Source organism: Streptomyces sp. S6 (assembly GCF_054880855.1).
Genome location: NZ_JBTYMC010000034.1, coordinates 1 through 24,204, shown reverse-complemented (window position 1 = coordinate 24,204; position 24,204 = coordinate 1). Strand labels below are relative to the sequence as shown.

Annotated in this window: 21 protein-coding genes; 14 read left to right on the top strand and 7 right to left on the bottom strand. The window is 71.5% G+C overall.

Features of this window, described 5'->3' with window-relative positions; all coding sequences use genetic code 11:
• The first annotated feature begins 254 nt into the window (after positions 1–254).
• From ACVNF4_RS07555 to ACVNF4_RS07530, 6 genes are all read left to right on the top strand, one after another.
• Complete coding sequence (locus tag ACVNF4_RS07555; protein WP_461801906.1) at positions 255–872, top strand: TetR/AcrR family transcriptional regulator; 618 nt, start codon at positions 255–257, stop codon at positions 870–872.
• 228 nt (positions 873–1,100) lie between these two features.
• Entirely contained in the window at positions 1,101–2,777 is a 1,677-nt protein-coding gene (locus tag ACVNF4_RS07550; RefSeq protein WP_461801905.1) for an ATP-binding protein, read from the top strand.
• Positions 2,774–3,181 (top strand): roadblock/LC7 domain-containing protein, encoded by a 408-nt coding sequence (locus tag ACVNF4_RS07545; RefSeq protein WP_461801904.1) that lies wholly within the window; start codon positions 2,774–2,776, stop codon positions 3,179–3,181. The genes ACVNF4_RS07550 and ACVNF4_RS07545 overlap by 4 nt, the downstream gene beginning before the upstream one ends.
• A complete protein-coding gene (locus tag ACVNF4_RS07540; RefSeq protein ID WP_461801903.1) occupies positions 3,178–3,582 on the top strand; it encodes a DUF742 domain-containing protein in 405 nt (134 codons plus the stop codon). Before ACVNF4_RS07545 ends, ACVNF4_RS07540 begins: the two co-directional genes overlap by 4 nt.
• Positions 3,563–4,183 (top strand): GTP-binding protein, encoded by a 621-nt coding sequence (locus tag ACVNF4_RS07535; protein WP_461801902.1) that lies wholly within the window; start codon positions 3,563–3,565, stop codon positions 4,181–4,183. The genes ACVNF4_RS07540 and ACVNF4_RS07535 overlap by 20 nt, the downstream gene beginning before the upstream one ends.
• Before the next feature lie 52 nt (positions 4,184–4,235).
• Positions 4,236–5,708, top strand: a complete 1,473-nt coding sequence (locus tag ACVNF4_RS07530; protein WP_461801901.1) for a cytochrome P450 — start codon at positions 4,236–4,238, stop codon at positions 5,706–5,708.
• Positions 5,709–5,729: 21 nt separating this feature from the next.
• On the opposite strand, the gene ACVNF4_RS07525 is transcribed toward ACVNF4_RS07530, so the two are convergent.
• From ACVNF4_RS07525 to ACVNF4_RS07510, 4 genes are all read right to left on the bottom strand, one after another.
• Entirely contained in the window at positions 5,730–6,683 is a 954-nt protein-coding gene (locus ACVNF4_RS07525; protein WP_461801900.1) for a pseudouridine synthase, read from the bottom strand.
• Positions 6,684–6,736: 53 nt separating this feature from the next.
• Positions 6,737–8,248: an amino acid permease gene (locus ACVNF4_RS07520; RefSeq protein WP_461801899.1), complete on the bottom strand. Its 1,512-nt coding sequence runs from the start codon at positions 8,246–8,248 to the stop codon at positions 6,737–6,739.
• A 146-nt stretch (positions 8,249–8,394) separates the two neighbouring features.
• A complete protein-coding gene (locus ACVNF4_RS07515; RefSeq protein WP_461801898.1) occupies positions 8,395–9,234 on the bottom strand; it encodes a siderophore-interacting protein in 840 nt (279 codons plus the stop codon).
• Positions 9,235–9,311: 77 nt separating this feature from the next.
• Positions 9,312–10,235 (bottom strand): 5'-3' exonuclease, encoded by a 924-nt coding sequence (locus ACVNF4_RS07510; RefSeq protein WP_461801897.1) that lies wholly within the window; start codon positions 10,233–10,235, stop codon positions 9,312–9,314.
• A 206-nt stretch (positions 10,236–10,441) separates the two neighbouring features.
• On the opposite strand from ACVNF4_RS07510, the gene ACVNF4_RS07505 reads away from it, so the two are divergent.
• From ACVNF4_RS07505 to ACVNF4_RS07490, 4 genes are all read left to right on the top strand, one after another.
• A complete protein-coding gene (locus tag ACVNF4_RS07505) occupies positions 10,442–11,479 on the top strand; it encodes a quaternary amine ABC transporter ATP-binding protein (protein ID WP_461801896.1) in 1,038 nt (345 codons plus the stop codon).
• Positions 11,472–13,253, top strand: a complete 1,782-nt coding sequence (locus tag ACVNF4_RS07500) for an ABC transporter permease/substrate binding protein (RefSeq protein WP_461801895.1) — start codon at positions 11,472–11,474, stop codon at positions 13,251–13,253. The genes ACVNF4_RS07505 and ACVNF4_RS07500 overlap by 8 nt, the downstream gene beginning before the upstream one ends.
• 337 nt (positions 13,254–13,590) lie before the next feature.
• On the top strand, positions 13,591–14,160 hold the full coding sequence (locus ACVNF4_RS07495; protein WP_461801894.1) for a helix-turn-helix domain-containing protein: 570 nt from the start codon (positions 13,591–13,593) through the stop codon (positions 14,158–14,160).
• 72 nt (positions 14,161–14,232) lie between these two features.
• Positions 14,233–15,147, top strand: coding sequence for a LysR family transcriptional regulator (locus ACVNF4_RS07490; protein WP_461801893.1), 915 nt, complete (start codon positions 14,233–14,235; stop codon positions 15,145–15,147).
• A 308-nt stretch (positions 15,148–15,455) separates the two neighbouring features.
• Here ACVNF4_RS07490 and ACVNF4_RS07485 read toward each other — a convergent pair whose 3' ends face one another.
• Positions 15,456–16,136 carry a gamma-glutamyl-gamma-aminobutyrate hydrolase family protein gene (locus ACVNF4_RS07485; protein ID WP_461801892.1) on the bottom strand — a complete coding sequence of 227 codons (681 nt, stop codon included), beginning with the start codon at positions 16,134–16,136 and terminating at the stop codon, positions 15,456–15,458.
• Between the two features lie 119 nt (positions 16,137–16,255).
• Positions 16,256–16,993, bottom strand: coding sequence for a FadR/GntR family transcriptional regulator (locus tag ACVNF4_RS07480; RefSeq protein WP_461801891.1), 738 nt, complete (start codon positions 16,991–16,993; stop codon positions 16,256–16,258).
• 117 nt (positions 16,994–17,110) lie between these two features.
• On the opposite strand from ACVNF4_RS07480, the gene ACVNF4_RS07475 reads away from it, so the two are divergent.
• From ACVNF4_RS07475 to ACVNF4_RS07465, 3 genes are read left to right on the top strand one after another with little or no spacing between them, the layout of a single operon-like run.
• The gene (locus ACVNF4_RS07475) at positions 17,111–18,469 is read left to right on the top strand and encodes a glutamine synthetase family protein (RefSeq protein WP_461801890.1); all 1,359 of its coding nucleotides are present in this window, start codon (positions 17,111–17,113) and stop codon (positions 18,467–18,469) included.
• Between the two features lie 35 nt (positions 18,470–18,504).
• Positions 18,505–19,872, top strand: coding sequence for an aldehyde dehydrogenase family protein (locus tag ACVNF4_RS07470; RefSeq protein ID WP_461801889.1), 1,368 nt, complete (start codon positions 18,505–18,507; stop codon positions 19,870–19,872).
• The gene (locus ACVNF4_RS07465) at positions 19,869–20,651 is read left to right on the top strand and encodes a 3-oxoacyl-ACP reductase (protein ID WP_461801888.1); all 783 of its coding nucleotides are present in this window, start codon (positions 19,869–19,871) and stop codon (positions 20,649–20,651) included. The genes ACVNF4_RS07470 and ACVNF4_RS07465 overlap by 4 nt, the downstream gene beginning before the upstream one ends.
• On the opposite strand, the gene ACVNF4_RS07460 is transcribed toward ACVNF4_RS07465, so the two are convergent.
• Entirely contained in the window at positions 20,648–21,850 is a 1,203-nt protein-coding gene (locus ACVNF4_RS07460; protein WP_461801887.1) for an amino acid deaminase/aldolase, read from the bottom strand. The two genes, ACVNF4_RS07465 and ACVNF4_RS07460, sit on opposite strands and share 4 nt — an antisense overlap.
• Before the next feature lie 313 nt (positions 21,851–22,163).
• Between ACVNF4_RS07460 and ACVNF4_RS07455 the strand changes: the two genes are divergently transcribed.
• Positions 22,164–24,125, top strand: a complete 1,962-nt coding sequence (locus tag ACVNF4_RS07455; RefSeq protein ID WP_461801886.1) for a hypothetical protein — start codon at positions 22,164–22,166, stop codon at positions 24,123–24,125.
• Positions 24,126–24,204 lie beyond the last annotated feature (79 nt).

Below are 24,204 nucleotides of genomic sequence, written 5' to 3'. Positions count from 1 at the left end.
GGGGATTGCTCGGTTGTTTCGGCGGGGTTGCCGGTCGCTCTTTTTTCGCCCCCGCCGCCCCTACCCGTCCCATCCCTGGGGGCGAGCCCCCAGACCCCCTGGGGGTGTGGGGTTTGGGGGGTGCTTTCCGTTGCCGGGTGCGGGATCGCTGTGGCTGGGCGCGCAGTTCCCCGCGCCCCTGAAAGGCGTGGTTCGCGTGTGCGGTGGGTGTGGGTTGTTCGCCTCTGTGTTACGGCTTGTGCGAGGATCGGTTTATGAATAGCCCAGGTGGACGGCGTGTGGGGCGGCCTCGGGCTGTGGAGCGGGTGGGGGTGGGGGTGGATCCTCGGGGGGAGTTGTTGGGGGCTGCCGCGGAGCTTTTTACTCGTGACGGGTATGCGGCTACCAGTACTCGGGCTGTGGCTGAGCGGGCCGGGATGCGGCAGGCGACCATGTATCACTACGTGTCGGGGAAGGAGGAGCTGCTCGTCGCGTTGCTGGAGTCGACGGTGGCGCCTTCGCTCGCCTGTGCGCGGGGGTTGCTCGGTGAGGTGGGGCGGGGGGCCCGGGAGCGGTTGTGGGAGTTGTGCCGGGCTGATGTCGAGGTGCTGTGCGGTGGGGAGTTCAATCTCGGGGGGCTTTATCTGCTGCCCGAGGTGAGGGGGGAGGGGTTCGCGGGGTTCCGGGCTGCTCGGGAGGAACTCAAGGGGGCTTACCGGGAGTTGGTGGGGGAGGCCGGGGGGCTGGAGGGGGCAGAGCTTGAGGTGCGGACCGATCTTGTCTTCGGGTTGATCGAGGGTGTGATTCTGGTCCGGCGGGCCGATCCCGCTCGGGACGTGTCCGCGTTCGCGCGGGCCACCGCTGACGCCGCGTTGAGGGTCGTCGGCGTCTGAACTGTCGTATGTCTGTACGGAGTTACTGTTCGCATTCGAACGTGTTCGCAGTGTTTAAAACGAACGACCATACCTCTGTCGGGGGATCCGTCTCAGGCGGTTGCCGAACATGACGCGGCGTTGATCCGGTCGGACTAAGCTCGCCCGCAGCGCACCCGGTTGAGATGGATTCGTGCGCTTGTTCCCGAATGTTCTGAAGATGCGGACAATTCCCGACAGAGGGTCCCCATGGTGAGTGCTCAAGTCCCGGCGCAGTCCCCGACCGGGCGTGAACGCCCCTTCGCGCGGGTGCTGTTGCCCCCGGCGATACTGATGACCGCGGTGAGCGGAGCGGCTGTCGCGCTGGTCCCGCGGTCGGCTCGGGTCGCGGTCGGCGTGTGCGGGGCCGTGGCCACGATGCTGGTGGTGATGACGGCCGTCGAGGTGGTCCGGCGAGGCCGGCGGCTGCGCGAGCTGAAGGCGGACGCGGAGCGGCGTACGGCCGCCCTGGAGCGCCGTATCGAGGCGTACGCGACCCTCAACCTGAGGGTTGTCGAGGACCACATCCCCACCGCGGTGAAGGTCCTCAGGGCGGGCAACTCCCCGCGCGAGGTCGTCCAGTTGATGCCGGGCATCGACCCCACGTTCCGCGACTTGGACCGCGCCCAGGCCGGCGTCGTCAACAGTGTCCTGGACATCGTCGAGCACCAGGAGAACCTGCGGGACTCCGCGCTGCGTTCGTACACCTCGGTCGCGCGGCGGATCCAGGCGATCGTCCACCAGCAGAACGACGAACTGCTGGAGATGGAGTACGACCACGGCAACAACCCGCACGTCTTCGACGACTTGCTGAGGATTGACCACGGCACGGCGATGATCGGCCGGCTCGCGGACTCCGTCGGTGTCATCGGCGGTGGCCGGCCGAGCCGGCAGTGGCCCGCGCCTGTGCCGCTGTACAGCGTGCTGCGCGGCGGTATGTCCCGGATCCTGGAGTACCCGCGGATCAAGCTGGAGTCGATCGCGAAGGTCAACATCCGCGGTATCTCCGTCGAGCCGGTCATCCACGCCTGCGCCGAACTCATGGACAACGCGACGCGGTTCTCGCCCCCGGCGAGCATCGTGCACGTCAACGCGATCGAGGTGCAGACCGGGATCGCCATCGAGATCGAGGACGCCGGCGTCAGCCTCAGCGAGGAGGGCCGCGCGAAGGTCGAACGGATCCTGGAGGACGCCAAGCGCGGCGAGGACATCCACGACGACGGCGGCGCCCCGCAACTCGGTCTCGCGGTCGTCGGCCGGCTGTGCACGACGTTCAACATGCAGTGCTCGCTGCGGGTTTCGGCGTACGGCGGCGTCCGTGCCGTCCTCATCGTGCCCGCCGAGATGCTCACCGAGGGCCCCGAGACGATCTACGCGCACGGCATCGGCGCGGGCGCCACCCCGACCCTCGACCTCGGCGGGATTAAGGGGCCCGAGCGCAAACCGAAGAAGCGCCGGCCCACCAGTCCGCGCCTGCCGGAGGGCGTGTCCATGCAGGTCGACGAGGTGCCCGACGTCGTCGGGACGACCGCCGAGGGCCTGCCGCAGCGGCGCAGCAAGGCCGTCGTCTCCATCCTGGACTCCTACCCCGAGGCATACCGCCGGCAGCTCGCGGAGGAGGCCGCCGAGAAGGCCGCCGCCCGAGGTGAGCCGGTGGTGGTCGATCCGGAGGAGCAGATGTGGGCCGAGGCATCCGCACGGGTGCTGGCCAAACCCGCTCCTTCCGGACCCGCGCCCGGTCTCGGCTTCGAGGCGTTCTGGGCGGGCCTGAAGGACAACACGCCCGAAGGCGTCCACCCCACCGACTTCACCCGCAATCCCACCGCATACCTGCACCTGATCGACGACAAGGCCATGGCGGCCGACGACGAAGGGGACCCGACGTGATCAAGCAGCGCGCCAACTTCGACTGGATGCTCAAAGAGCTGTACAGCGGAGTCCCGGGCATCGAGATGATCGTGGTGCTCTCCGCCGACGGACTGCGCATCGCCCGCTACGGCGGTGACCCCGACGCCGCCGACCGCGTCGCCGCCGCCTGCGCCGGCCTCCAGAGCCTCGCCGGGGCCGTCGCCGAGGAGATCCCCACCGTCGAGGGCGACATGAAGCTCGTCGTCATCGAGATGAACGGCGGCTACTTCTACCTGATGGCCGCCGGCGCCGGCGCCTTCCTCGCCGTGCTGTCCGACGTGCGCTGCGAACCCGGCGCGATGAGCCTGCACATGCGCGACCTCGTCGTCCGGATCGGATCGCACCTCACGAGTCCGCCCCGGCGGAAAGGGCAGACCGTATGACTCCTCCGCAACGCCGGCGGCGTGCCGACCTGCGGCCCCTGCCCGAACCGCCCGAAGCGGTGGGGGAGGAGAAGGAGAAGAAGGCTCCCGAACGGCTCTACACGATCTCCGGCCAGGACGGCGACCGGGTCCCCCTCGACCTCGTCACGCTCGTCGTGGCCCGTACCGAACCGAACCCCTCGACCGGGCCCGAGCGGACGGTGGTGCTGCGGATGTGCGCCTCACCGCTGTCCCTCGCCGAGGTCTCCGCGTATCTCGGACTGCCGTTCAGCGTGGTGTCCGTGCTGATCACGGACATGCTGACGGCCGGACTCCTCGACTCGCGCGCCCCGATCGTCCGGCAGAAGATCCCCGACCGGTCCCTCCTCGAAGCGGTGATGCATGGACTTCAACGCCTCTGACACGCTCCCCGGCCCACGCGCCGAGGACCGGCTCCCGCACACCACCGCAGCCGCCGCGAAGATCGTCATCGTGGGCGGGTTCGGCGTCGGGAAGACCACCATGGTCGGCTCCGTCAGCGAGATCAGGCCGCTGACCACCGAGGAGACGATGACGCAGGCCGGGATCGGCGTCGACGACGACTGCGGCTCCGACACCAAGACCGCGACGACCGTCGCCATGGACTTCGGACGCATCCGGATCAGCGACGAGTTCGTCCTCTACCTCTTCGGGACGCCCGGCCAGGAGCGGTTCTGGTTCCTGTGGAACGGGCTCTTCGAAGGGGCGCTCGGGGCGGTCGTCCTCGTCGACACCCGGCGCCTGGACGTGAGTTACGAGGTCATGGGGCGGCTGGAGGAGCGCGGGGTGCCTTTCGTCGTCGGCGTCAACACCTTTCCCGACGGGCCGCGTTACCCGATTCCCGTGCTGCGCGGGGCACTTGACCTGGGTCCGCGGATCCCGATCATCGAGTGCGACGTCCGCAGGCGGGCCTCCAGCCGGGAACTCCTCCTCACCCTCATGGAGTTCCTCGACTCCCTCATCGACAAGGGCGCCCTCGTCTGACCCGTCCCGCTCCCTCCGAACGCTTGTGACCACGTCCTGAAAGCGACTTCCCGTGACGTCTGACCACACCCCCACGACCACCACCGAACCCCCCGCCGGCTGCCCCGCCCACGGCCGGGGCGCGGGCGGTCTCGCCCGGCTGTTCGGGCCCGGCGCCGAGGATCTCAACGCGCTGTACGAGCGGCTGCGCGAGGAGCACGGCGCCGTCGCACCCGTCCTCCTCCACGACGACGTGCCCGTCTGGATCGTCCTCGGGCACGCCGAGAACCTCCACATGGTGCGCTCGCCCACGCACTTCACCCGCGACAGCCGGATCTGGACGCCGCTCGTCGAAGGGCAGGTCAAGCCCGACCACCCGCTCATGCCGCACATCGCCTGGCAGCCGATCGCCTCGCATGCCGAGGGCGATGAGCACAAGCGGCTGCGCGGGGCCGTCAAGGCGTCCATGGACGGGCTCGACGACCGGACCCTGAGGCGGTACATCAACCGGTCCAGCCAGCGGCTCGTCAACGAGTTCTGCGAGCGCGGGAAGGCCGAGCTGGTCTCGCAGTTCGCCGAGCATCTGCCGATGGCCGTCATGTGCCACGTCCTCGGGATGCCCGAGGAGTACAACGAGCGGCTCGTGCACGCCGCCCGGGACGCGCTCAAGGGGACCGAGACCGCGATCGCCAGTCACGGGTACGTGATGGACGCGCTCAGCCGGCTGACCGCCCGGCGGCGGGCCGAGCCGCTCGACGACGCCGCCAGCAAGCTCGTCACGCATCCCGCGAAGCTCACCGACGACGAAGTCCGGGAACACCTGCGGCTGTTGCTCTTCGCCGCCTACGAGGCCAGCGTCAACCTGCTCTCCAGTGTGCTGCTCCAGGTCATCATCGACCCCCGCTTCTACGCCAAGCTGAACGGCGGGCAGATGACCGTGCCGGAGGCGGTCGAGCAGTCCCTGTGGGACCATCCGCCGTTCAGCACGATCTTCGCCTACTTCGCCAAGGTGGACACGGAGCTGGGCGGGCAGCGGATCCGGAAGGGGGACGGGCTGCTCTTCGCGCCCGCCCCCGCGAACGTCGATCCGCTGATGCGGCCCGATCTGTCCGCGAACATGCGGGGGAACCGGTCCCATCTCGCGTTCGGGAGCGGGGCGCACGAGTGTCCCGGGCAGGATGTGGGGCGGGCCATCGCCGACGTGGGGGTGGACGCGCTGCTGTTCCGGCTGCCCGATGTGCAACTCGACTGTCCTGAGGCGGAGTTGCGGTACACGCAGTCCATCTCGTCCCGGCATCTCGTGTCCTTGCCGGTGCACTTCGAACCGAAGCCGCAGCAGGAGATCAATCACAAGCCGAGCCACGCGAATCTGCCGCAGCCCCGGGGGAGTTGGCCTCTTCCGTCGCGTCGGCGGGCGGTGCCCGAGGCGGAGCCTGTCGAGGCCGTCGAGGAGAGCGCGGCGGTGGCGGTCGAGGAGGCGGTGCCGGCCGAGGTACGGCGGCCGGGGGTGTGGCAGCGGGTGCTGACCTGGTGGCGGGGGTACTGAGGGGTGAGGCCGGGGGGCTTCTCAACTCCCCCCGGCCCATGCCTCGTACGACTCCCACGCCTCCAGCGTCCGTCCGCTGCGCAGGTGGTGCTCGTGGCCGGTGATCGGGTCCGTGAAGTGGAGTTCGCGGGCCAGGAGTTGGAGGGGGCGGTGGAAGTCCGTCGGCGGAACGGGGGGTTCGATCTCCGGGTACAGGGGGTCGCCGAGGAGGGGGAGGCCCAAGGAGGCCATGTGGACGCGGAGTTGGTGGGTCTGGCCGGTTTCCGGGGTGAGGCGGTAGCGGGCCAGGTGGCCGCGGTGGGCCAGCCGGGTGATGTGCGTGACGGCGTTGGGCGGGCCGGGGAGTTCCAGGGCGGTGAGGGAGGCGCGGGGCTTCTCCATGCGGGAGGTGAGGGTCAGGGGGAAGGCGTGGGCCGGGGTGTGCGGGGCCACCGCCTCGTACACCTTGTGGATCTCACGGTCCCTGAACAGGGTCTGGTAGGCGCCGCGTTCCTCCGGGCGGACGGTGAACAGGACCAGGCCCGCGGTGAGGCGGTCCAGGCGGTGGGCCGCGCCGAGGGTGGGGAGACCGAGGTCGCGGCGGAGGCGGGCCAGGGCGGTTTCGGTGATGTGGCTGCCGCGGGGGGTGGTGGCCAGGAAGTGGGGTTTGTCGGCCACGACGATGTGTTCGTCGCGGTGGACGATGTCGATGGGGAACGGGACCGGGGGTTCCGGGGCGAGGTCCCGGTGGAACCAGACGTATGCGCCGGGCGTGAAGGGGGTGTCCTCGGTGAGGGGGCGTCCGTCGGCTCCGACGACCCTTCCCTGAGCGAACAACCCCTCGACGACCCCGGCTCCGGCGCCGCTCAGCCGCTCCACGAGATACTCCCGGGCCGTCGCCCACGTCCCCTCCCCGGGGAGCCTCACCCGTACCGGGTCGACGCCGCCGCGTTGGGGGAGGGGGGAGGGTGGGGCGGAGGTGCGGCGACGTCTCATGGCAGGTCAGGGTACGGGGTGGGGCCTCCCCCGACGACGCGCGTGCCCTGCGGCTACCCCCTTTTCCTCCCCACCCGGTACACCACCCCCAGCACCACCGTCGCCCCCACGAACAGCACCGTGAACCACTGGAAGTACCAGTGGCCGCCCGCCGGGTCGTAGACGGCGGCGCGGGGCCAGGCGAGGTTGAGGGTCATGAGGGTGCCGTAGAGGAGGGCGAGGAGGTTGAGGGGGAGGCCCCAGGGGCCCAGGGAGAAGAGGGGGGCGCCGGTTTCGTCGGTGGTGGTGGGGGTGGGGTGGGGCCAGGTGCGGCGGAGGCGGTGCAGGAGGAGGGGGCCCGTGACCATCGCGTAGGCCAGGTAGAGCATGGCGATGCAGGTGGTGCCGATGGCCAGGAACGCTTCGGGGGAGGCGAAGTTGAGGAGGAGGAGAGTTGCCGCGAGGGTGCCGACGACCAGGGCCGGAGCCGTCGGCATACCGGTGCGGGGGTCGACCCGGGAGAGGGGGCCGGAGAAGGGGAGGTGGCCGTCGCGGGCCATGGAGAAGAGCATGCGGGAGGCCGAGGTCTGGATGGCCAGGGTGGCCACCGTGATCGCCACCACCACGTCCGCCAGCAGGGCCTTGCCCACGCCGTCGCCCAGGCTGCTCGTCAGGACGTAGCTCAGGCCGTCCGTGGCCAGCCGGCCGTCCGTCAGGCTGGGGGCGGCGAGGAGTCCGGCCAGGACGATCAGGCCGCCCAGGAGGCCGGCGGCGGTCAGGGCCGTGAGGATCGTGCGCGGGGCCGTGCGCCGGGGATCGCGGGTCTCCTCGCTCATCTCACCCGCGCTGTCGAACCCGATCATCACGTACGCGGCGGTGAAGGACCCGACGAGCAGTGCGCCGGGCAGGCCGTCCTGGGCGGCGCCTGCGGTGTGGAAGGTGATGGTGGGTGTGCGTTCGGAGTGGGTGAGCAGGAGGACGACGATGAGGGCGGCGCCGATGATCTCGGCGGTGACGCCGACTCGGTTGATCACGGACATGACCCGGTTGTCGACGATGTTCACCAGGGTCGTCAGGGCCAGGAGGAACACGCCGAGCAGCGCCGCGTTCGCCGCGCCGTCCGGCGAGGTGGGTGCGGGGTCGGAGCCGATCAGCTGGAAGCCGGACCACAGGGCGGGCAGCACCATCTGGAGGGCGAGGGCCGCTGCGGCGACGACCACGATCTGGCCGATCACCATGATCCACCCGGCGAACCAGCCGAACGCGGGGGTGGAGAGCCGGGTCGACCACTGGTAGATCGCCCCGGATATCGGGTAGCGGGCGGCGAGTTCGGCGAAGCAGGCGGCCACCGCGAGCTGCCCGAGCAGGACCGCGGGCCAGGCCCAGAAGAAGACGGGGCCGCCGAACGCGTACCCGAAGGCGAAGAACTGGAAGACGGTGGTGAGGACGGAGATGAAGGAGAAGCCGGCGGCGAAGGAGGCGTACCGGCCGAGGCTGCGGTGGAGCTCCTGGCGGTAGCCGAACTCCGCGAGGGAGTGGTCGGCGGGGGGATCGGTTCTTGCGTCGGTGAGGGGTGTGGTCGTCACGGCGGCACCTGCCTTCGGCGCGTGCTCCAGCACGTATTCCTGTCGGGTGACAGAAATTAGGGAGGTGCTGTTGCGCGCGCGTCACGCGGGCGTGTCCGAGGTGGGCCCAACTCCTCACCGCTCAACTCCTCACCGCACGGCGTGGATCACGCCGCGGGCGTCTCCTGTTCCGCCTCGATGCGGGCGTTCCACTCGCGCTTGGAGGCCTGCCAGCCGTCCTCGTTGTGGCCGAGCCGCCAGTACCCGGAGACGGAGAGCTCCTCGCGGGCCAACTGGCGCTCGACGCGCAGCAGTTGCCGGAGTTCCTTCACGAAGTGCGCCTCGCCGTGCACGAACGCGTGCACCCGGCCCTCGGGCCAGGGCAGAGCGCGGACGGCCTCGGCGAGCAGCTCGCCGACCGGCCGGTCCCCGCGGTGCAGCCAGACGACGTCCACATCGGAGTCGATCTTCTGCTCCTCCTCGGGCCCGGCGACCTCCACGAAGGCGTGGGCGACGGCGCCCGCAGGCAGCGACTCCAGGGCGGCGGCGATCGCGGGCAGTGCGCTCTCGTCCCCGGCGAGGAGGTGCCAGTCGGCGTCGGGGGCGGGGGCGTAGGCGCCGCCGGGACCCATGAAACGGACGGTCTCGCCCGGCTGGACGCGCATCGCCCAGGGTCCGGCGAGGCCCTCGTCGCCGTGCAGGACGAAGTCCAGGGTCAGTTCACGGTGTTCGGCGTCCCAGTGGCGGACGGTGTAGGTGCGGGTCACCGGCCACTGTTCGCGGGGGAGTTCCTCGCGAACGCGTTCGAGGTCGAAGGGTTCGGGGTAGGAGACGCCCTCGGGAGCGAACAGGATCTTGACGTAGTGGTCGGTGCAGGTGCCGGCTGAGAAGTCGGCCAGCCCCTCGCCGCCGAGTACGACCCGCTGCATGTGCGGGGTGAGCCGTTCAGTGCGGACGACCCGCGCGGAGTGGGGCTTCCGCGGCTTCCGTGCCGGGCGTTCTGACATGACGGCCTCCCACGCTGTTATGGTTAGGTTTACCTAAGTTAGCATTACTCCCCCGATTCCCGCCCCCTCATTCCGGATCAGCCGGTCCCCAGCGTCCCCAGCAGCCTCCCCAGCGATCCCCCGAGCCCCCACCGCTCACCCAGCGCCGCCACCGCCTCCGGGTCCCGCGCCCCGCGCGGCAGCGCCGTCTCCACCTCCGGGACCGGCACGTCGTCCGCGACCCGCACCACCTTCGGCGCCACCGCCACATACGGCCGCGACTCGTCCAGCCGCCCCCGCTGCGACGGCGTCAGCTTGGCCTTCGGGTCGTCCACGGCGGCCATGATCCCCGCCAGGTCCCCGAACTCGGCCAGCAGCTTCGCCGCCGTCTTCTCACCGATCCCCGGCACGCCGGGCAGCCCGTCGCTGGGGTCGCCGCGCAGCAGCGCCAGATCCGCGTACCCCCGGCCGTCCACCCCGTACTTCTCGCGCAGCCAGGACTCGTCCGTGAGCTGGAGCGTCCCCACGCCCTTCAGCGGGTACAGCACGCGGATGCCCCGCACGTCGTCCACGAGCTGGTACAGGTCCCGGTCCCCGGTCACGATGTCCACCGGGCCCTTCGCGCGCGCCGTGAACGTGCCGATCACGTCGTCCGCCTCGTACCCCGCGACGCCGACGCGCGCGATGCCCAGCGCGTCCAGGACGGCCTCGATGATCGGCACCTGCGGGGCCAGGGTGTCCGGGATCTCCTCCGCGTCCGGGCCCTCGGGGCGCTCCTCGGCGACGCGGTGCGCCTTGTAGGAGGGGATGAGGTCGACCCGCCACTGCGGGCGCCAGTCCGCGTCCATGCAGGCCACCAGCTCGTCCGGGTGGTGGTCCTTGACCAGCCGGTCGATGAATTCGAGCAGGCCGCGCACCGCGTTCACCGGGGTGCCGTCCGGCGCCTTCACGGACTCCGGGACGCCGAAGTAGGCGCGGAAATAGAGGGAGGCGGTGTCGAGAAGCATCAGTCGTCCGGTCACCCCCGCATCATGCCGCACCGCACCGACAGTGACCCGGCCGTGTTCACCCCGGTGGCCGTGTGAACGGGATGTGCACCCGTTGTGAGCTGGGACACCTGTGCGTTTGGGCGGAAAAGGCCGGGGCAGGCGGGCCCTCGGAGCGGACTGCGTTGCGTGTACGGCAACCGGTTGCGCTCCCGGCCATGTCCCCGACCGGAGAGGTCCGCGTGTCAGCCAGGCTAGAGGCAGACCAGTTGTACAAGGTGTTCGGCAGGAAACCGGACGCGGCAGTCGAGAGGCTCAAGAGCGGCGAGGGCCGCGACGAACTGCGCGGCGACGGCGCCATGCCCGCCGTCATCGACGCCTCCTTCACCGTCGAACCCGGCAGCATCTTCGTCGTCATGGGCCTGTCCGGCTCCGGCAAGTCGACGCTGCTGCGCATGCTCAACGGGCTCCTCGACCCGACCTCGGGCGAAGTCCGCATCGACGGACGGGAGTTGACCGCGCTCGACGACCGCGAGCTGAGGGAGGTGCGTGCGCGGAAGGTCTCCATGGTCTTCCAGCACTTCGCGCTCTTCCCCCACCGCACGGTCCTCGACAACGCGGCGTACGGCCTCGCCGTGCAGGGCGTCCCCCGCCCCGAGCGCGACCGACGCGCCACCGAGGCGCTGAAGTTGTGCGGACTGGAGGGCTGGGAGACCTCCTGGCCCGACGAGTTGTCCGGAGGCATGCAACAACGCGTCGGCCTCGCCCGCGCGTTGGCCACCGACGCCGACCTCCTCCTGATGGACGAGTCGTTCAGCGCGCTCGACCCGCTGATCCGCCGCGACATGCAGGACCAACTCCTCACGCTCCAGAAGACCTTGAAGAAAACCATCGTGTTCATCACCCACGACCTCAACGAGGCGATGCGCCTGGGCGACCGGATCGCCGTCATGCGCGACGGCCGCATCGTCCAGAACGGCACCGCCGAGGACATCCTCCTGCGCCCTGCGGACGACTACGTCGCCTCCTTCATCCAGGACGTCGACCGCTCCCGGGTGCTGACGGCGTCCGCCGTGATGGACACCGACGCCGGGCGCCACGACACGGACTGCGGCTGCGCGACCGCGGCGCCGGGCACGCCGTTCACCGAGCTGTGCGCGATCTGCGCGCGCGTGGACCACCCGGTGCCGGTGGTCGACGACGCGGGGACGGTCGTCGGCGTCGTCACCTCGGACCTGCTGGTCGGGTTCATGGCTCAGGAGGGGGCGGACCGTGCCTAGGCTCCACCTCGGTGACTGGGTCGACTCCGGGGTCGACTGGCTCGTCACCCACCTGGCCTGGCTGTTCGACGCCGTGAAAGCGGTGGTCGAGGGGCTGTACGACGTCCTCGACGCCGTCCTGAACGCGCCCGAGCCGCTGCTGCTCGCGGGGATCCTCGCCGTGCTGGCGTGGTGGCTGCGAGGCCTTGCGGCGGGCGTGCTGTCGTTCGCCGGGTTCGCGCTGATCGACTCGCTGGACCTGTGGGAACGCGCGATGTCGACGCTGTCCCTCGTCCTGGTCGCCACCCTCATCGCGCTGGTGATCTCGGTCCCGCTCGGCGTGTGGGCGGCCCGCTCGAAGACGGTCAGCGCCGCGCTGCGCCCGGTGCTCGACCTGCTCCAGACGATGCCGTCGATGGTCCTGCTGATCCCGGCGATCCTCTTCTTCGGCATGGGAGTGCCGGCCGGTGTGATCGCCACGCTGATCTTCGCGCTCGCGCCGGGGGTCCGTATGACGGAGCTGGGGATCCGGCAGGTCGACGCCGAACTCGTCGAAGCCGCCGAGGCGTTCGGGACGCGGCCCCGCGACACCCTCTTCCGGGTGCAGCTGCCGCTCGCGCTGCCGACGATCATGGCGGGCGTCAACCAGGTCATCATGCTGGGCCTGTCCATGGTCGTCATCGCCGGCATGGTCGGCACCGGCGGGCTCGGCGGCGCCGTCAACGAGGCCATCGGGCAGCTCGACATCGGGCTCGGGTTCGAGGCCGGGCTCGGGATCGTCGTCCTCGCGATCTACCTCGACCGGATGACCGGCGCGCTCGGCACCCGGCTCTCGCCGCTGGGGCGGCGGGCCGCCGCGAAGGCGCGGACGAGCGCCTGGTCGTACCGGCCGCGCCCGGCGGTCGCGGTGTCCTGCGCGACGGTGCTCGCGGTCGTCGCGGGCGGGCTCGGGGTGTTCGGCGGCAGCGGCACCCCGGCGCACGCGTCGGGGGCGGAGATCCGGATCGGGTACATCCCGTGGGACGAGGGGATCGCGTCCACGTACCTGTGGAAGGAGCTCCTGGAGGAGCGCGGGTTCGACGTGAAGACGACGCAGTATGCCGCCGGGCCCCTCTACACCGGGCTCGCCACCGGGCAGGTCGACTTCCAGACCGATTCCTGGCTGCCCACCACGCACGCCGAGTACTGGAAGAAGTACGGGGACCGCCTGGAGGACCTCGGTTCCTGGTACGGGCCGACGTCCCTGGAGCTGACCGTCCCGTCGTACGTGAAGGACGTGAACTCCCTCGCCGACCTGAAGGGGCGGGCCTCGGAGTTCGGCGGGCGGATCGTGGGGATCGAGCCGAGCGCCGGGATGATGGGGCTGCTGAAGGACAAGGTGGTCAAGGGGTACGGGCTCGACGGGTACGACGTCGTCGACGGGTCGACGCCCGCGATGCTGGCCGAGCTGAAGCGGGCGTACGCGCGCAAGCAGCCGATCGTGGTCACGCTGTGGTCACCGCACTGGGCGTACAGCGAGTACGGGCTGAAGAAGCTGGCCGATCCGCGGGGGGCGTGGGGTGCGGGGGACCGGGTGCACACGCTGGCCCGGTCCGGGTTCGCCGAGGACCGGCCCGAGGTCGCCCGGTGGCTGAAGGACTTCAGGATGAGCGAGGCGCAGCTGACGTCCCTGGAGGCGCAGCTCCAGAAGTCCGGGAAGGGGAAGGAGCAGGAGGCGGTACGGGTGTGGCTGAAGGCGAACCCCGGGGCGGCGGAGAAGTGGGCGCCGGTGGAGTTTGCCGCTGACGCACGGTAGGGATTCGGCCAACCACGCAGAGCGATGCCCTGCCCCGAGGTTACCCTTCGGCACCCCCACCCGGGGCCGGACGGGTGACTTCGGGGCGTACGGGGCGTACGCTCGCGACCCGCCGGGGGTGCGGGCACCGTTTCCGCGCGCTTTCCTCGTGTGATCCACTGGCGCGAACCCGTGCGTCGGACGTGACCGGGTGTGTCGTCGATGTGACGGGCACATGAAACGGTTTGCGGAACATGCGTAGGGTGCAGAGAACTCATCAGACGGCGTGTGCTCGGGTAGGTGCGAGAGCGGGTATCCGAGGGGCGTGGCCGACGAGCCGAAGGAGGGAGCCGGAGCGATGGGCGACCACAAAGAACGGCCCCTGCGAGTGGGTGCGGCCGTGCGGCGGCGTCGGCACGCGCTCGAACTGACGCTTGCCGCTGTCGCCGAGCGCAGTGGGCTGTCCGTTCCCTTCCTCAGCCAGATCGAGAACGACCGGGCGCGGCCGAGCACGGCGTCCCTGGAGAAGGTGGCGGACGCGCTGCGGACCACCGCCGTGGAGTTGCTCGCCGCCGCGGATCCCGCGTGCAGTGTCGATGTCGTCCGGGCGGACGAGGCGGAGGCGGGGGGTGCGCCGCAGGCGCGGTCACTCGTTCGTGGGCATCATCAGATGCATGCCACCGAGTTCACCGGGGACCATGACGCCGGGCGTGAATTCCAGTACCGCAACGACCAGTTGATGTACGTCGCCGACGGGGCCGTGGAGATCGAGGCGGAGGGGCGGGCGTATCGGCTGGGGCGGGGGGACACGCTGTATCTGACCGGTGGGGTGCGGCATCGGTGGCGGGCGACCGTTCCCGACACGCGGATCCTGGTGGTGGCTGTCGCCGAGCACATCGAGGCGGTTCGGGGCGGGAAGCAGCGGTAGGGGGGCGGGGTCAGGGGGGTGACCTGGGGTGATTCTTTCCGGTGGGTTGTGGGGCGGGCATAAACTGGGGTTATGGGTAAGGACGGGGTGGTGGTCTCGCTCGCGCACCGGGTGCCTGAGCTCGGGGCGCTGGAGCTGTTGCTCGCGGTCGCCCGGGTGGGGAGTCTGGGGGGTGCCGCGCGGGAACTGGGGATCACTCAGCCTGCCGCCAGCAGCCGTCTTCGGTCCATGGAGCGGCAACTCGGGGTAGCGCTGGTGGACCGGTCGCCCCGGGGGTCCCGGCTCACCGACGCGGGGGCGCTCGTGACCGACTGGGCCCGGCGGATCGTCGAGGCGGCCGAGGCGTTCGATGTGGGGGCGCAGGCGTTGCGGGACCGGCGGGACTCGCGGTTGCGGGTGGCCGCGAGCATGACCATCGCCGAGTACCTGTTGCCGGGGTGGTTGCTGGCGTTGCGCGCGGGGCGGCCGGATACGGCCGTGTCGTTGCTCGCCGGGAACTCCGCGAGTGTGGCCGAGCGGCTGTTGGGGGGTGAGGCGGATCTCGGGTTCGTGGAGGGGCTGACCGTGCCGGGCGGGCTGGACTCCGCCGTCATCGGGCATGACCGGCTGATCGTCGTCGTCGCGCCTGGGCATCCCTGGGGGCGGCGGCGGAAGGCGGTCCGGGGGGAGGAGCTGGCCGCCACCGCGCTGATCCTTCGCGAGAAGGGTTCCGGGACTCGGCAGGTCCTTGACGCCGCGCTCGGAGGCGTCTCCGCCCGCCCCCTGATCGAACTGTCCTCCACGACCGCCGTGAAGGCCGCCGCAGTGAGCGGAGCTGGGCCCGCCGTACTGAGCGAACTCGTCGTGGGGGAGGAGCTGGCGCTGCGGCGGCTCGTGTCCGTGCCGGTTGAAGGGGTCGCGTTGGGGCGGGAGTTGAGAGCGGTGTGGAGAGCGGGGCACCGGCCGGTGGGGCCTGCGCGGGAGTTGTTGGCGTTGACTCGGGGGTGAGGGGGGTTGGGGCGGGTTGTGGGTGCGGGTGCGTTGTGGGTTTTGCGCAGTTCCCCGCGCCCCTCAGGTGGGGGTGGCTGGTGTTGTCGGGTGGGTGCGGGTGCGTCGTGGTTGTTCGCGCCCTGCGGCGGAGCCGCACATTGATGCAGCCCCACGCCCCTGAAGGAGTGGGTGGCGGTGTGTGGGGGAGCGCGAGTGTGTTGTGGCTGATCGTGCCGCGCGGCGGAGCCGCACATTGATGCAGCCCCGCACTCCCTCCAACAGGCCCAAGGGGACGCGGCGTTGGAGTAGCTGCGGATGCGGGTAGGTCAGCCCGCCGCCTCGACCAACGCCCGCATCACCCGTAGGTCGTCCGCCATCTCGGGGTGCCATTGGACCCCGAGCACCCACCCCCCCGCCTGCTCGACCGCCTCGACGGTCCCGTCGTCCGTGTGGGCGGATGCGGTGAGGTCGGGGGCGAGTCGGTCGACGGCTTGGTGGTGGTAGGTCGGGACGCTGGTCGGCTCGGGGACGAGGGAGGCGTAGCGGGTGCCCGGTACGGGGGTGACGGTGTGGGTGCCGAAGGTGCCGGGGGACTGCACGTGTCCGTCCAGGTGCTGGACGAGGGTTCCGCCGAGGGTGACGTTGAGGAGCTGCATGCCACGGCAGATGCCGAGGAGGGGGACGCCGGTGGAGAGGGCGGCCTCGATCAGTGCCGTCTCCCAGGCGTCCCGCGCGTGTGCGGGCGGGTCGGTGCGGGGGTCGGGTTCGGCGCCGTACAGGGCGGGGTTCACGTCGGGGCCGCCGGAGACGACGAGCGCGTCGAGGCGGGCGACGGTCGCGGCGGCGCGGGAAGGGGCGTCGGGCGGGAGCATCGCGGCGATACCGCCGGCCTGTTGGACGAGCCGGGGATAGCCCGCCGGGAGCAGCGCCGCCTCCATCTCCCAGACGCGCCAGCTCGCGGCGGGTTCCAGGTAGGTGCTGACACCGATGAGAGGCACGCCGGCCATGAACCCTCCAGGTAATGGACTCCAGGGATACCTTTACAGGAACCGGGGGTGGAAGAGGAAGCCCCGGGGCGGGAGTGCCCAGGTGGGGAGCCCGGCGGCCGCCTCCCGTGTCGTCCCCCTCACGTCAAGAACCCCCGCAGCAGCGCCGCCGTCCCCCCGCAGTGCTCCCGCATGATCTCCCGCGCCGCGTCCGCATCCCCCTCCAGCACCGCCTCCACCAGCGCCTCGTGCTGCTGCTGGGAGTGTTCGAGGTTGCGCACCAGCAGCGGAATGCAGTCCAGGAGGTCGTTCACCTGGGCGCGGACAGCGGCGTACTGCGCGGTCAGGGACGGGGAGCCGCAGAGTTCCGCGAGGGTGAGGTGGAGCAGTGTGTCGCGGCGGCGATAGTCGGCGAGGGGGGCGTCGTGGGTGCCCGCGAGCGCCTCCCGCAGCCGGACGGACTGCGCGTCCGTGAGCCCGTGGACCGCGCACAGACCTGCCGCGCCGACCTCCAGGACCTCGCGGAACCGCAGGACGTCCTCGATGTCGACCTCGGCGATCCGGCGCCGCAGCTCGTCCTCGCCGCCCGCCTCGGCCGCCCGGGGCAGGACGAACGTACCGCCGTACCGGCCCCGCCTCGACTCCAGGAGCCCCTGGTCCTGGAGGACCTTGAGGACCTCGCGCAGCGTCACCCGGCTGATGCCGAGCCGCTCGGCCAACTCCCGTTCCGCAGGCAGCCGTTCACCGCCCGGGACGAGGCCGAGGCGGACCACCTGGAGGATCTGCTCCAGCGCCTCCTCGAACCCGTTCCCCGCCCGCACCGGCCGCAGCACCGGCGTCAGTCGGTCCCCGGTACCCGCATGTTTCTCCGTGGTCATCCGGCCGTGCCCCCTTCCCAAGCAATGGTTCTCAGCAATACCTTATGACTCCCGGACGCTTCATGGCCCCCGGCGGTCACCGAAGCCGAGGACGTCACCGAGCCCCGAGGAGCCTCCGTGCCAGACCGCACAGCCCCGCTGCCCGTCGAGGACCTGCACGCGCTGGTCGCCGCCGGCGAGATCGACACGGTCGTCCTGGCGTTCCCCGACATGCAGGGCCGCCTCCAGGGCAAACGCTTCGCCGCCCGGTTCTTCCTCGACGAGGTGCTCCAGCACGGCACCGAGGGCTGCAACTACCTCCTCGCCGTCGACACCGACATGAACACGGTCCGCGGCTACGCCATGTCCTCCTGGGAGAACGGCTACGGCGACTTCGCGATGCGCCCCGACCTCTCCACCCTGCGCCGCATCCCCTGGCACCCCGGCACCGCCCTCCTCGTCGCCGACCTCGCCTGGGAGGACGGCTCCCCGGTCGGCGCCGCCCCCCGCCAGATCCTCCGCCGCCAACTGGACCGCCTCGCCGAACGCGGCTGGACCGCCCAGGTCGGCACGGAACTGGAGTTCATCGTCTTCCGCGACACGTACGAACAGGCCTGGGACGCCGGCTACAAGCGCCTCACCCCGGCCAACCAGTACAACGTCGACTACTCCATTCTCGGCACCGGCCGCATCGAACCCCTCCTGCGCCGCATCCGCAACGAGATGGGCGCCGCCGGTCTCGTCGTCGAGTCCGCCAAGGGCGAGTGCAACCTCGGCCAGCACGAGATCGCCTTCCGCTACGACGAGGCCCTCGTCACCTGCGACCAGCACGCCGTCTACAAGACCGGCGCCAAGGAGATCGCCGCGCAGGAGGGCGTCTCGCTCACCTTCATGGCCAAGTACGACGAGCGCGAGGGCAACTCCTGCCACATCCACCTGTCGCTGACCGACGCGGACGGCGCCAACGTCTTCGCCGGGCCGGACGGCATGACCGACACCATGCGGCACTTCCTCGCCGGACAACTCGCCGCCCTGCGCGACTTCTCGCTCCTGTACGCGCCCAACATCAACAGCTACAAGCGGTTCCAGCCGGGCTCCTTCGCCCCGACCGCCGCCGCCTGGGGCCGCGACAACCGCACCTGCGCCCTGCGTGTCGTCGGCCACGGCCGCTCCCTGCGCTTCGAGAACCGCCTCCCCGGCGGCGACGTCAACCCGCACCTCGCGGTCGCCGGACTCGTCGCCGCCGGACTTTACGGCGTCGAGCACAAGCTCGAACTCCCCGCCGCCTGCGAGGGGAACGCCTACACCGGCGACTACGAACACGTCCCCACCACCCTGCGCGAAGCCGCCGAGGTGTGGGAGCACAGCCCCATCGCCCTGGCCGCGTTCGGCGAGGAGGTCGTCGCGCACTACCTCAACATGGCCCGCGTCGAACTCGACGCGTTCGACGCGGCCGTCACGGACTGGGAACTGCGCCGCTCCTTCGAACGGCTGTAGAAAGACCGCGAGTCACGACTGTGAAAGGCCACGCATTGTCCGAGCTGACCGTCCTCAACCCGGCCACCGGGGACGTCGTCACGACCGTCCCCGCAGCCGACGCGGCCGAGGTCGACGCGGCCGTCGTCCGCGCGGCCAAGGCCCAGGAGAAGTGGGCCGCTCTCACGCCCGCCGACCGCGCCCGCCTCCTGCGCCGGTTCGCCGATCAAGTCGACGCCCACATCGAGGAGTTGGCGCAGCTGGAGGTCCGCGAGGCCGGGCACACGATCGGCAACGCCCGCTGGGAGGCGGGCAACGCGCGCGACCTCCTCCTCTACTCGGCGGGCGGCGTCGAGAGGCTGACGGGAAGTCAGATCCCGGTCGCCGGCGGCATCGACGTCACCTTCCTCGAACCCCTCGGCGTCGTCGGCGTCATCGCGCCCTGGAACTTCCCCATGCCCATCGCCGCCTGGGGCTCCTTCCCGGCGCTCGCGGCAGGCAACGCGGTCGTCCTCAAACCCGCCGAGACGACGCCCCTCACCGCCCTGCGCCTGGCTCAACTCGCCCTGGAAGCGGGACTTCCCGAGCACCTCTTCCAGGTCGTCCCCGGCCACGGAGGCATCGCCGGACGCGCCCTCGTCGACCACCCCGGCGTCGCGAAGATCGTGTTCACCGGCTCCACCCGCACCGGCCGCGAGGTCATGGAGCGGTGCGCCGGGCTGGTCAAGCCGGTCACCCTCGAACTCGGCGGCAAGAGCCCCAACGTGGTCTTCGCCGACGCCGATCTGAAAAAAGCCCTCGACCCGTTCTCGTTCCTCGACAACGCCGGCCAGGACTGCTGCGCCCGCACCCGCATCCTCGTCCAGGAGTCCGTCTACGACGAGGCGCGCGAGTTCCTCGCCGAGGCCCTCGCGGCGGTCGTCGTCGGCGACCCGGCCGACGAGAAGACCCAGATGGGCCCGCTGATCTCGCGGCAACAGCTCGAACGCGTGGTGTCGTTGGTCCCCTACGACACCCCCGGCGCCCTGCGCGGCGACGCCCCCGACGGCCCGGGTTTCTGGTTCCCGCCGACCGTCCTGACCGCAGAGGCCCCCGACTCCCCGGCCAGCCGGGAGGAGATCTTCGGCCCCGTCGCCGTCCTGCTCCCCTTCACCGACGAGGCCGACGCCATCCGCCTCGCCAACGACACCCCCTACGGCCTCTCGGGCTCCCTGTGGACCCGGGACGTGGGCCGCGCGCTGCGCCTCTCACGGGCCGTCAAGGCGGGCAACCTGTCCGTCAACTCCCACTCCAGCGTGCGCTACTGGACCCCCTTCGGGGGCTACAAACAGTCCGGGGTCGGCCGAGAACTCGGCCCCGACGCGCTCGCCGCCTTCACCGAGACCAAGAACGTCTTCATCAGCACGGAGGACCCCGCACAGTGACCGAGACTCCTGTCTGCCGCCGCCTCGTCGGCCGTACCGCCGTCATCACCGGAGCCGGCAGCGGCATCGGCCTCGCCACCGCCCGCCGCCTCGCCGCCGAGGGCGCCAACGTCGTCTGCGCCGACGTCGACGAGACCAGCGGCAAAGCCGTCGCCGACGAGGTCGGCGGGCTCTTCGTGAAGGTCGACGTGACCAGCCCCGAACAGGTCGACGCGCTCTTCAAGACCGCCTACGACACGTACGGCAGCGTCGACATCGCCTTCAACAACGCGGGCATCTCACCCCCCGACGACGACTCCATCCTGGAGACCGGCCTGGAGGCGTGGAAGCGCGTCCAGGAGGTCAACCTGACGTCCGTGTACCTGTGTTGCAAGGCCGCGATCCCCTACATGCGTGAGCAGCGGCGGGGTTCGATCATCAACACGGCGTCCTTCGTGGCCCGGATGGGCGCCGCGACGAGTCAGATCTCGTACACCGCGTCCAAGGGCGGCGTCCTCGCCATGTCCCGGGAACTCGGCGTGCAGTTCGCGCGGGAGGGCATCCGCGTCAACGCGCTGTGCCCGGGGCCGGTCAACACGCCTTTGCTGCGAGAGCTGTTCGCGAAGGACCCCGAGCGCGCCGCCCGCCGCCTCGTCCACATCCCGGTCGGCCGGTTCGCCGAGGCCGAGGAGATCGCCGCCGCCGTCGCCTTCCTGGCGAGCGACGACTCCTCGTTCGTCAACGCGACCGACTTCCTCGTGGACGGCGGCATTTCGGGCGCGTACGTGACCCCGCTCTAGAGGAACGTGTGGCCCTCGCCGCGATAGGTGGGCACCGTCTCCGTGACGGTGTCCCCCTCGATCAGGTGCAACTGGTCGAAACGCTCGCAGAGTTCACCGGCCTTCGCGTGCCGGAACCACACCTTGTCGCCGATCAGCAGATCGTCGGCCGGGGCACCGAGCAGCGGCGTCTGGACCTCGCCGGGACCTTCCTGCGGGTCGTACCGCAGACCCTCGGGGAGGTACGGCACCGGCAGCCGGTCCACACCCGGCGCACCCGAGGCCGGGTAGCCGCCGCCGAGGACCGTCACGATCCCCACACCGGGCCGCCGGACCACCGGCTGCGCGAACAGGGCCGCCGGACGGCCCGTGAACGACGTGTAGTTGTCGAAGAGACGCGGCACGTACAGCCCCGACCCGGCGGCCACCTCGGTGACGGCGTCCTCCGCGACCGTGCTCTCCACGCTCCCCGTGCCACCCCCGTTCACGAACTCCAGATCCGGGGCCACGGCCCGCACCGCGCGCACCACCTCGGCGCGGCGCTCGGCGAGTTCACGGCGCGCGGTGCGCTGCATGAGCTGGATCGCGCGGGACCGGAAGGGACGACCCGCCAACGAGTCGCCGACACCGGCGATATGACCCTCGTAGGCCATGACGCCGACCAGCTTGAAACCCTGACGACGCGTCACTGTCCGGGCGAACTCGGCGAGTTGGGCCGGGAACCGGAGCGGGGAGCGCAGGGCGCCGATCCGCACCCGGCCGCCCAGCATCTGCAACGACGTGTCCAACTCCAGGCAGACCCGGATCACTTCACGGCCGTCACCCCGCGCCGCGTCGATCAGGTCGAGCTGGGCGACGTCGTCCACCATCACGGTGACGGCGGCGGCGAGCTTCGGATCGGCCGCCAGCTCCGCGTACCCCGTGCGGTCCGCCGAGGGGTAGGCCAGCAGGACGTCCTCGAAGCCGGAGCGGGCCAGCCACAGGGACTCCGCCAGCGTGAACGACATCAGCCCCGCGAAGCCGTCCTTCGCGAGCACCCGCTCCAGCAGCGCCCGGCAGCGGACGGACTTGCTCGCCACCCGGATCGGCTTCCCCGCCGCCCGGCGGCGCAGGTCCTCCGCGTTGGCGTCGAAGGCGTCCAGATCGACGATCGCGAGGGGAGCGTCGAGATGGGCGGTGGCCCGGTCGTAACGGGCCCGGTCGGTGGCGCGCGCAGTCATGGACGAAGCCTGCCAGACACGATTACCGCAGGGTAGGGGGACGATACGGGCAGATGCCCCGGGGCGGCGGTACGGGTTCTCCCTCGCCCGGTGACAGGCCGTAGAGTGACGCGCACGCATGGAGGAACGGCTCCGGCCGGGATTCCGTGCCGGGATGCCGGCCGGCCGGTGCGGGTATGCGTGCCCGAGGGGACCACCGTCGGCCGGGCCAGGCGCTGTCCGCACGGCACGAGGAAAACGGGGGGTGCGCTTGAGCACGGAAGCACGGCGCCCTCCCGCGGATCACACGGGTTCGGTTTCGGGAGGGGCGTCCTTGAGCGAGGGCTCTGCCGCGGGGACGGGGATCACGGGACCGGCGGGCGAGACGGGCGTGTCCTCGCGCGAGGGGCGGGTCGTGGGGGGCGAGGCGTGGGACGAGGCGGAGCCCGCCGCAGGTGAGGGGGGTGCGCTGTGGCGCGAGGTGCGGGGGGCCGGGGTCTTCGGACGGCGCCCCGGACGGCCGTCGGACGAGGTGAACACGGACACCCAGGACACGTTTCCCCCGCCGGTCGCCTCTGCCCGCTTCCCGGACACCACACCTGCCACACCCCGCCCGGGAGCACGCCTCGGCGAGGAGCAGGACATCGACGGCTCCACCGCCGTCTCCGACTTCGACGTCAGCGTCGTCCGGCCGTACATGTCCCGGACCGCCGCCCCGGCATCGGCACCGGCTTCCGACACACCTCGTCCGCCCACCGCCGGCAGCGCCTGGACGCCGTTCTCCCGCAGCCGGATGGCCCCTCCGCCGAAGCGGCCCTCCGACGAGCCCCGCTCGATGCCGGCGGACACACCCGCATGGACCCCGACGTCCTCGGCCTGCCCCCCGGAGTTCGACATCCCCTTCCCCCGGGACAACGGCACACCAGCCCCCGGCGCCGCCGGGGATCCCTCGGCGGCTGAGTCCGGTCCCGCGCGCGCGTCGGCTTCGGCCGGTTCCGGTTCCGCCGAGGAGAGGCCGTCGGCGGATCCGGTGCGCGGAAACGGTTCAGGTGTCCCGCCGCGCCCGGCAGCCGGGGGCGAGGAGTCCGCGCGGGACGCCGACGCGTCCGTCCCGGACGACCCCGAGCGGCCCGCTCCGGCTCGCCCCGGCGCGTCCCCGGCACCGGAGGACCGGCCTTCGCCGTCCCGTACGGTCTCAGAGAGCCTGAACCCCTCGCGCACCGCGCAGGACACCCCCCTCGGCACCATCCCTCCGCGCCCCGCCACCCCACCGAAGTCGGCACGCCCCGGCACCAGCCGGGTCGAACCCGGGCCGACCCCCCAGGTCTCGCCCCCCACTCCCGCAGCGGCCCGCACCGACTCGGTGTGGCGGCTGAGCTCCGAGGTGTCCGACGACACCCCCGCCCCGTCCTCCCGAGCGCAGACCCAGCCCCGGCCCTCGTACGGCTCCGCCGCCCCCCACCCCGACCCCTCCCTCTCCTGGACGGCCACCCCCCGCGTCCACCCGATGGACACGCCCCCCGTGGAGGCGGACCCCCGCGAGCCCTGGGTGCGCGGGCGGGTCGTGGCCGCGGCGGCGTGCGTGGTGCTGGGGCTCGGGCTGATGGGCGGCGCGGTCACCGGGAGCTGGCTCGTCGGGGGCGACGCGCAGGCGGCCGGGGGGAGTTACGCGGCGGCGTCGGCGATCTGGCACAGCGTGCCGGTGGACCAGCTGTTCCCGGTGACGGTCGACGGGCAGGGTGCCGGGCCCGGCGGAGCGGACCGGACGTGGACGCGGATCGGCGTCGCCCCGGACGGCGGCTGCGAGAACGCCTTCGACCCGCTGCTCGCCCAGGTCCTCACCCCCGTCGGCTGCGACCGCCTCCTGAGGGCGACGTACATCGACGCCACCCAGAGCTACGTGACGACCGTCGGCCTCCTCTTCACGAAGGCCGACGCGGCGACGATGCGCGCACTGGACGCCCGGTTCGAGAAGGAGGGCCTCTCCCGCAGGGCCGACCTCATGCCCCGCCCGTACGCCGTCCCGGACACCCTCGCCGCCCGCTTCGGCACCGCCCAGCGCGCCTCCTGGTCCGTGTCGGTGCTGACGGACGCCCCCGTCGTCGTCTACTCCGTCTCGGGCTGGGCCGACAACCGCACGGTCGACACCCCCCAGCCCGCCGCGGAGGCCACCGCCACCGGAGCCGGCTCGGCCGTCGCCCAGGCGGGCCTCGGCAACGAGGCGAAGGGCCTCGCCGACCGCGTCGAACGAAGCCTGCGCAAGGCCGCCGCCGCCCCGACGGAGCAGCCGTCATGACACCCCGCCGCTCTGCGGACGACCCCCCCGCCACGAACCGGAACCCCCACCGCGCAAGCGCCACCGGCCCCGCCACCAC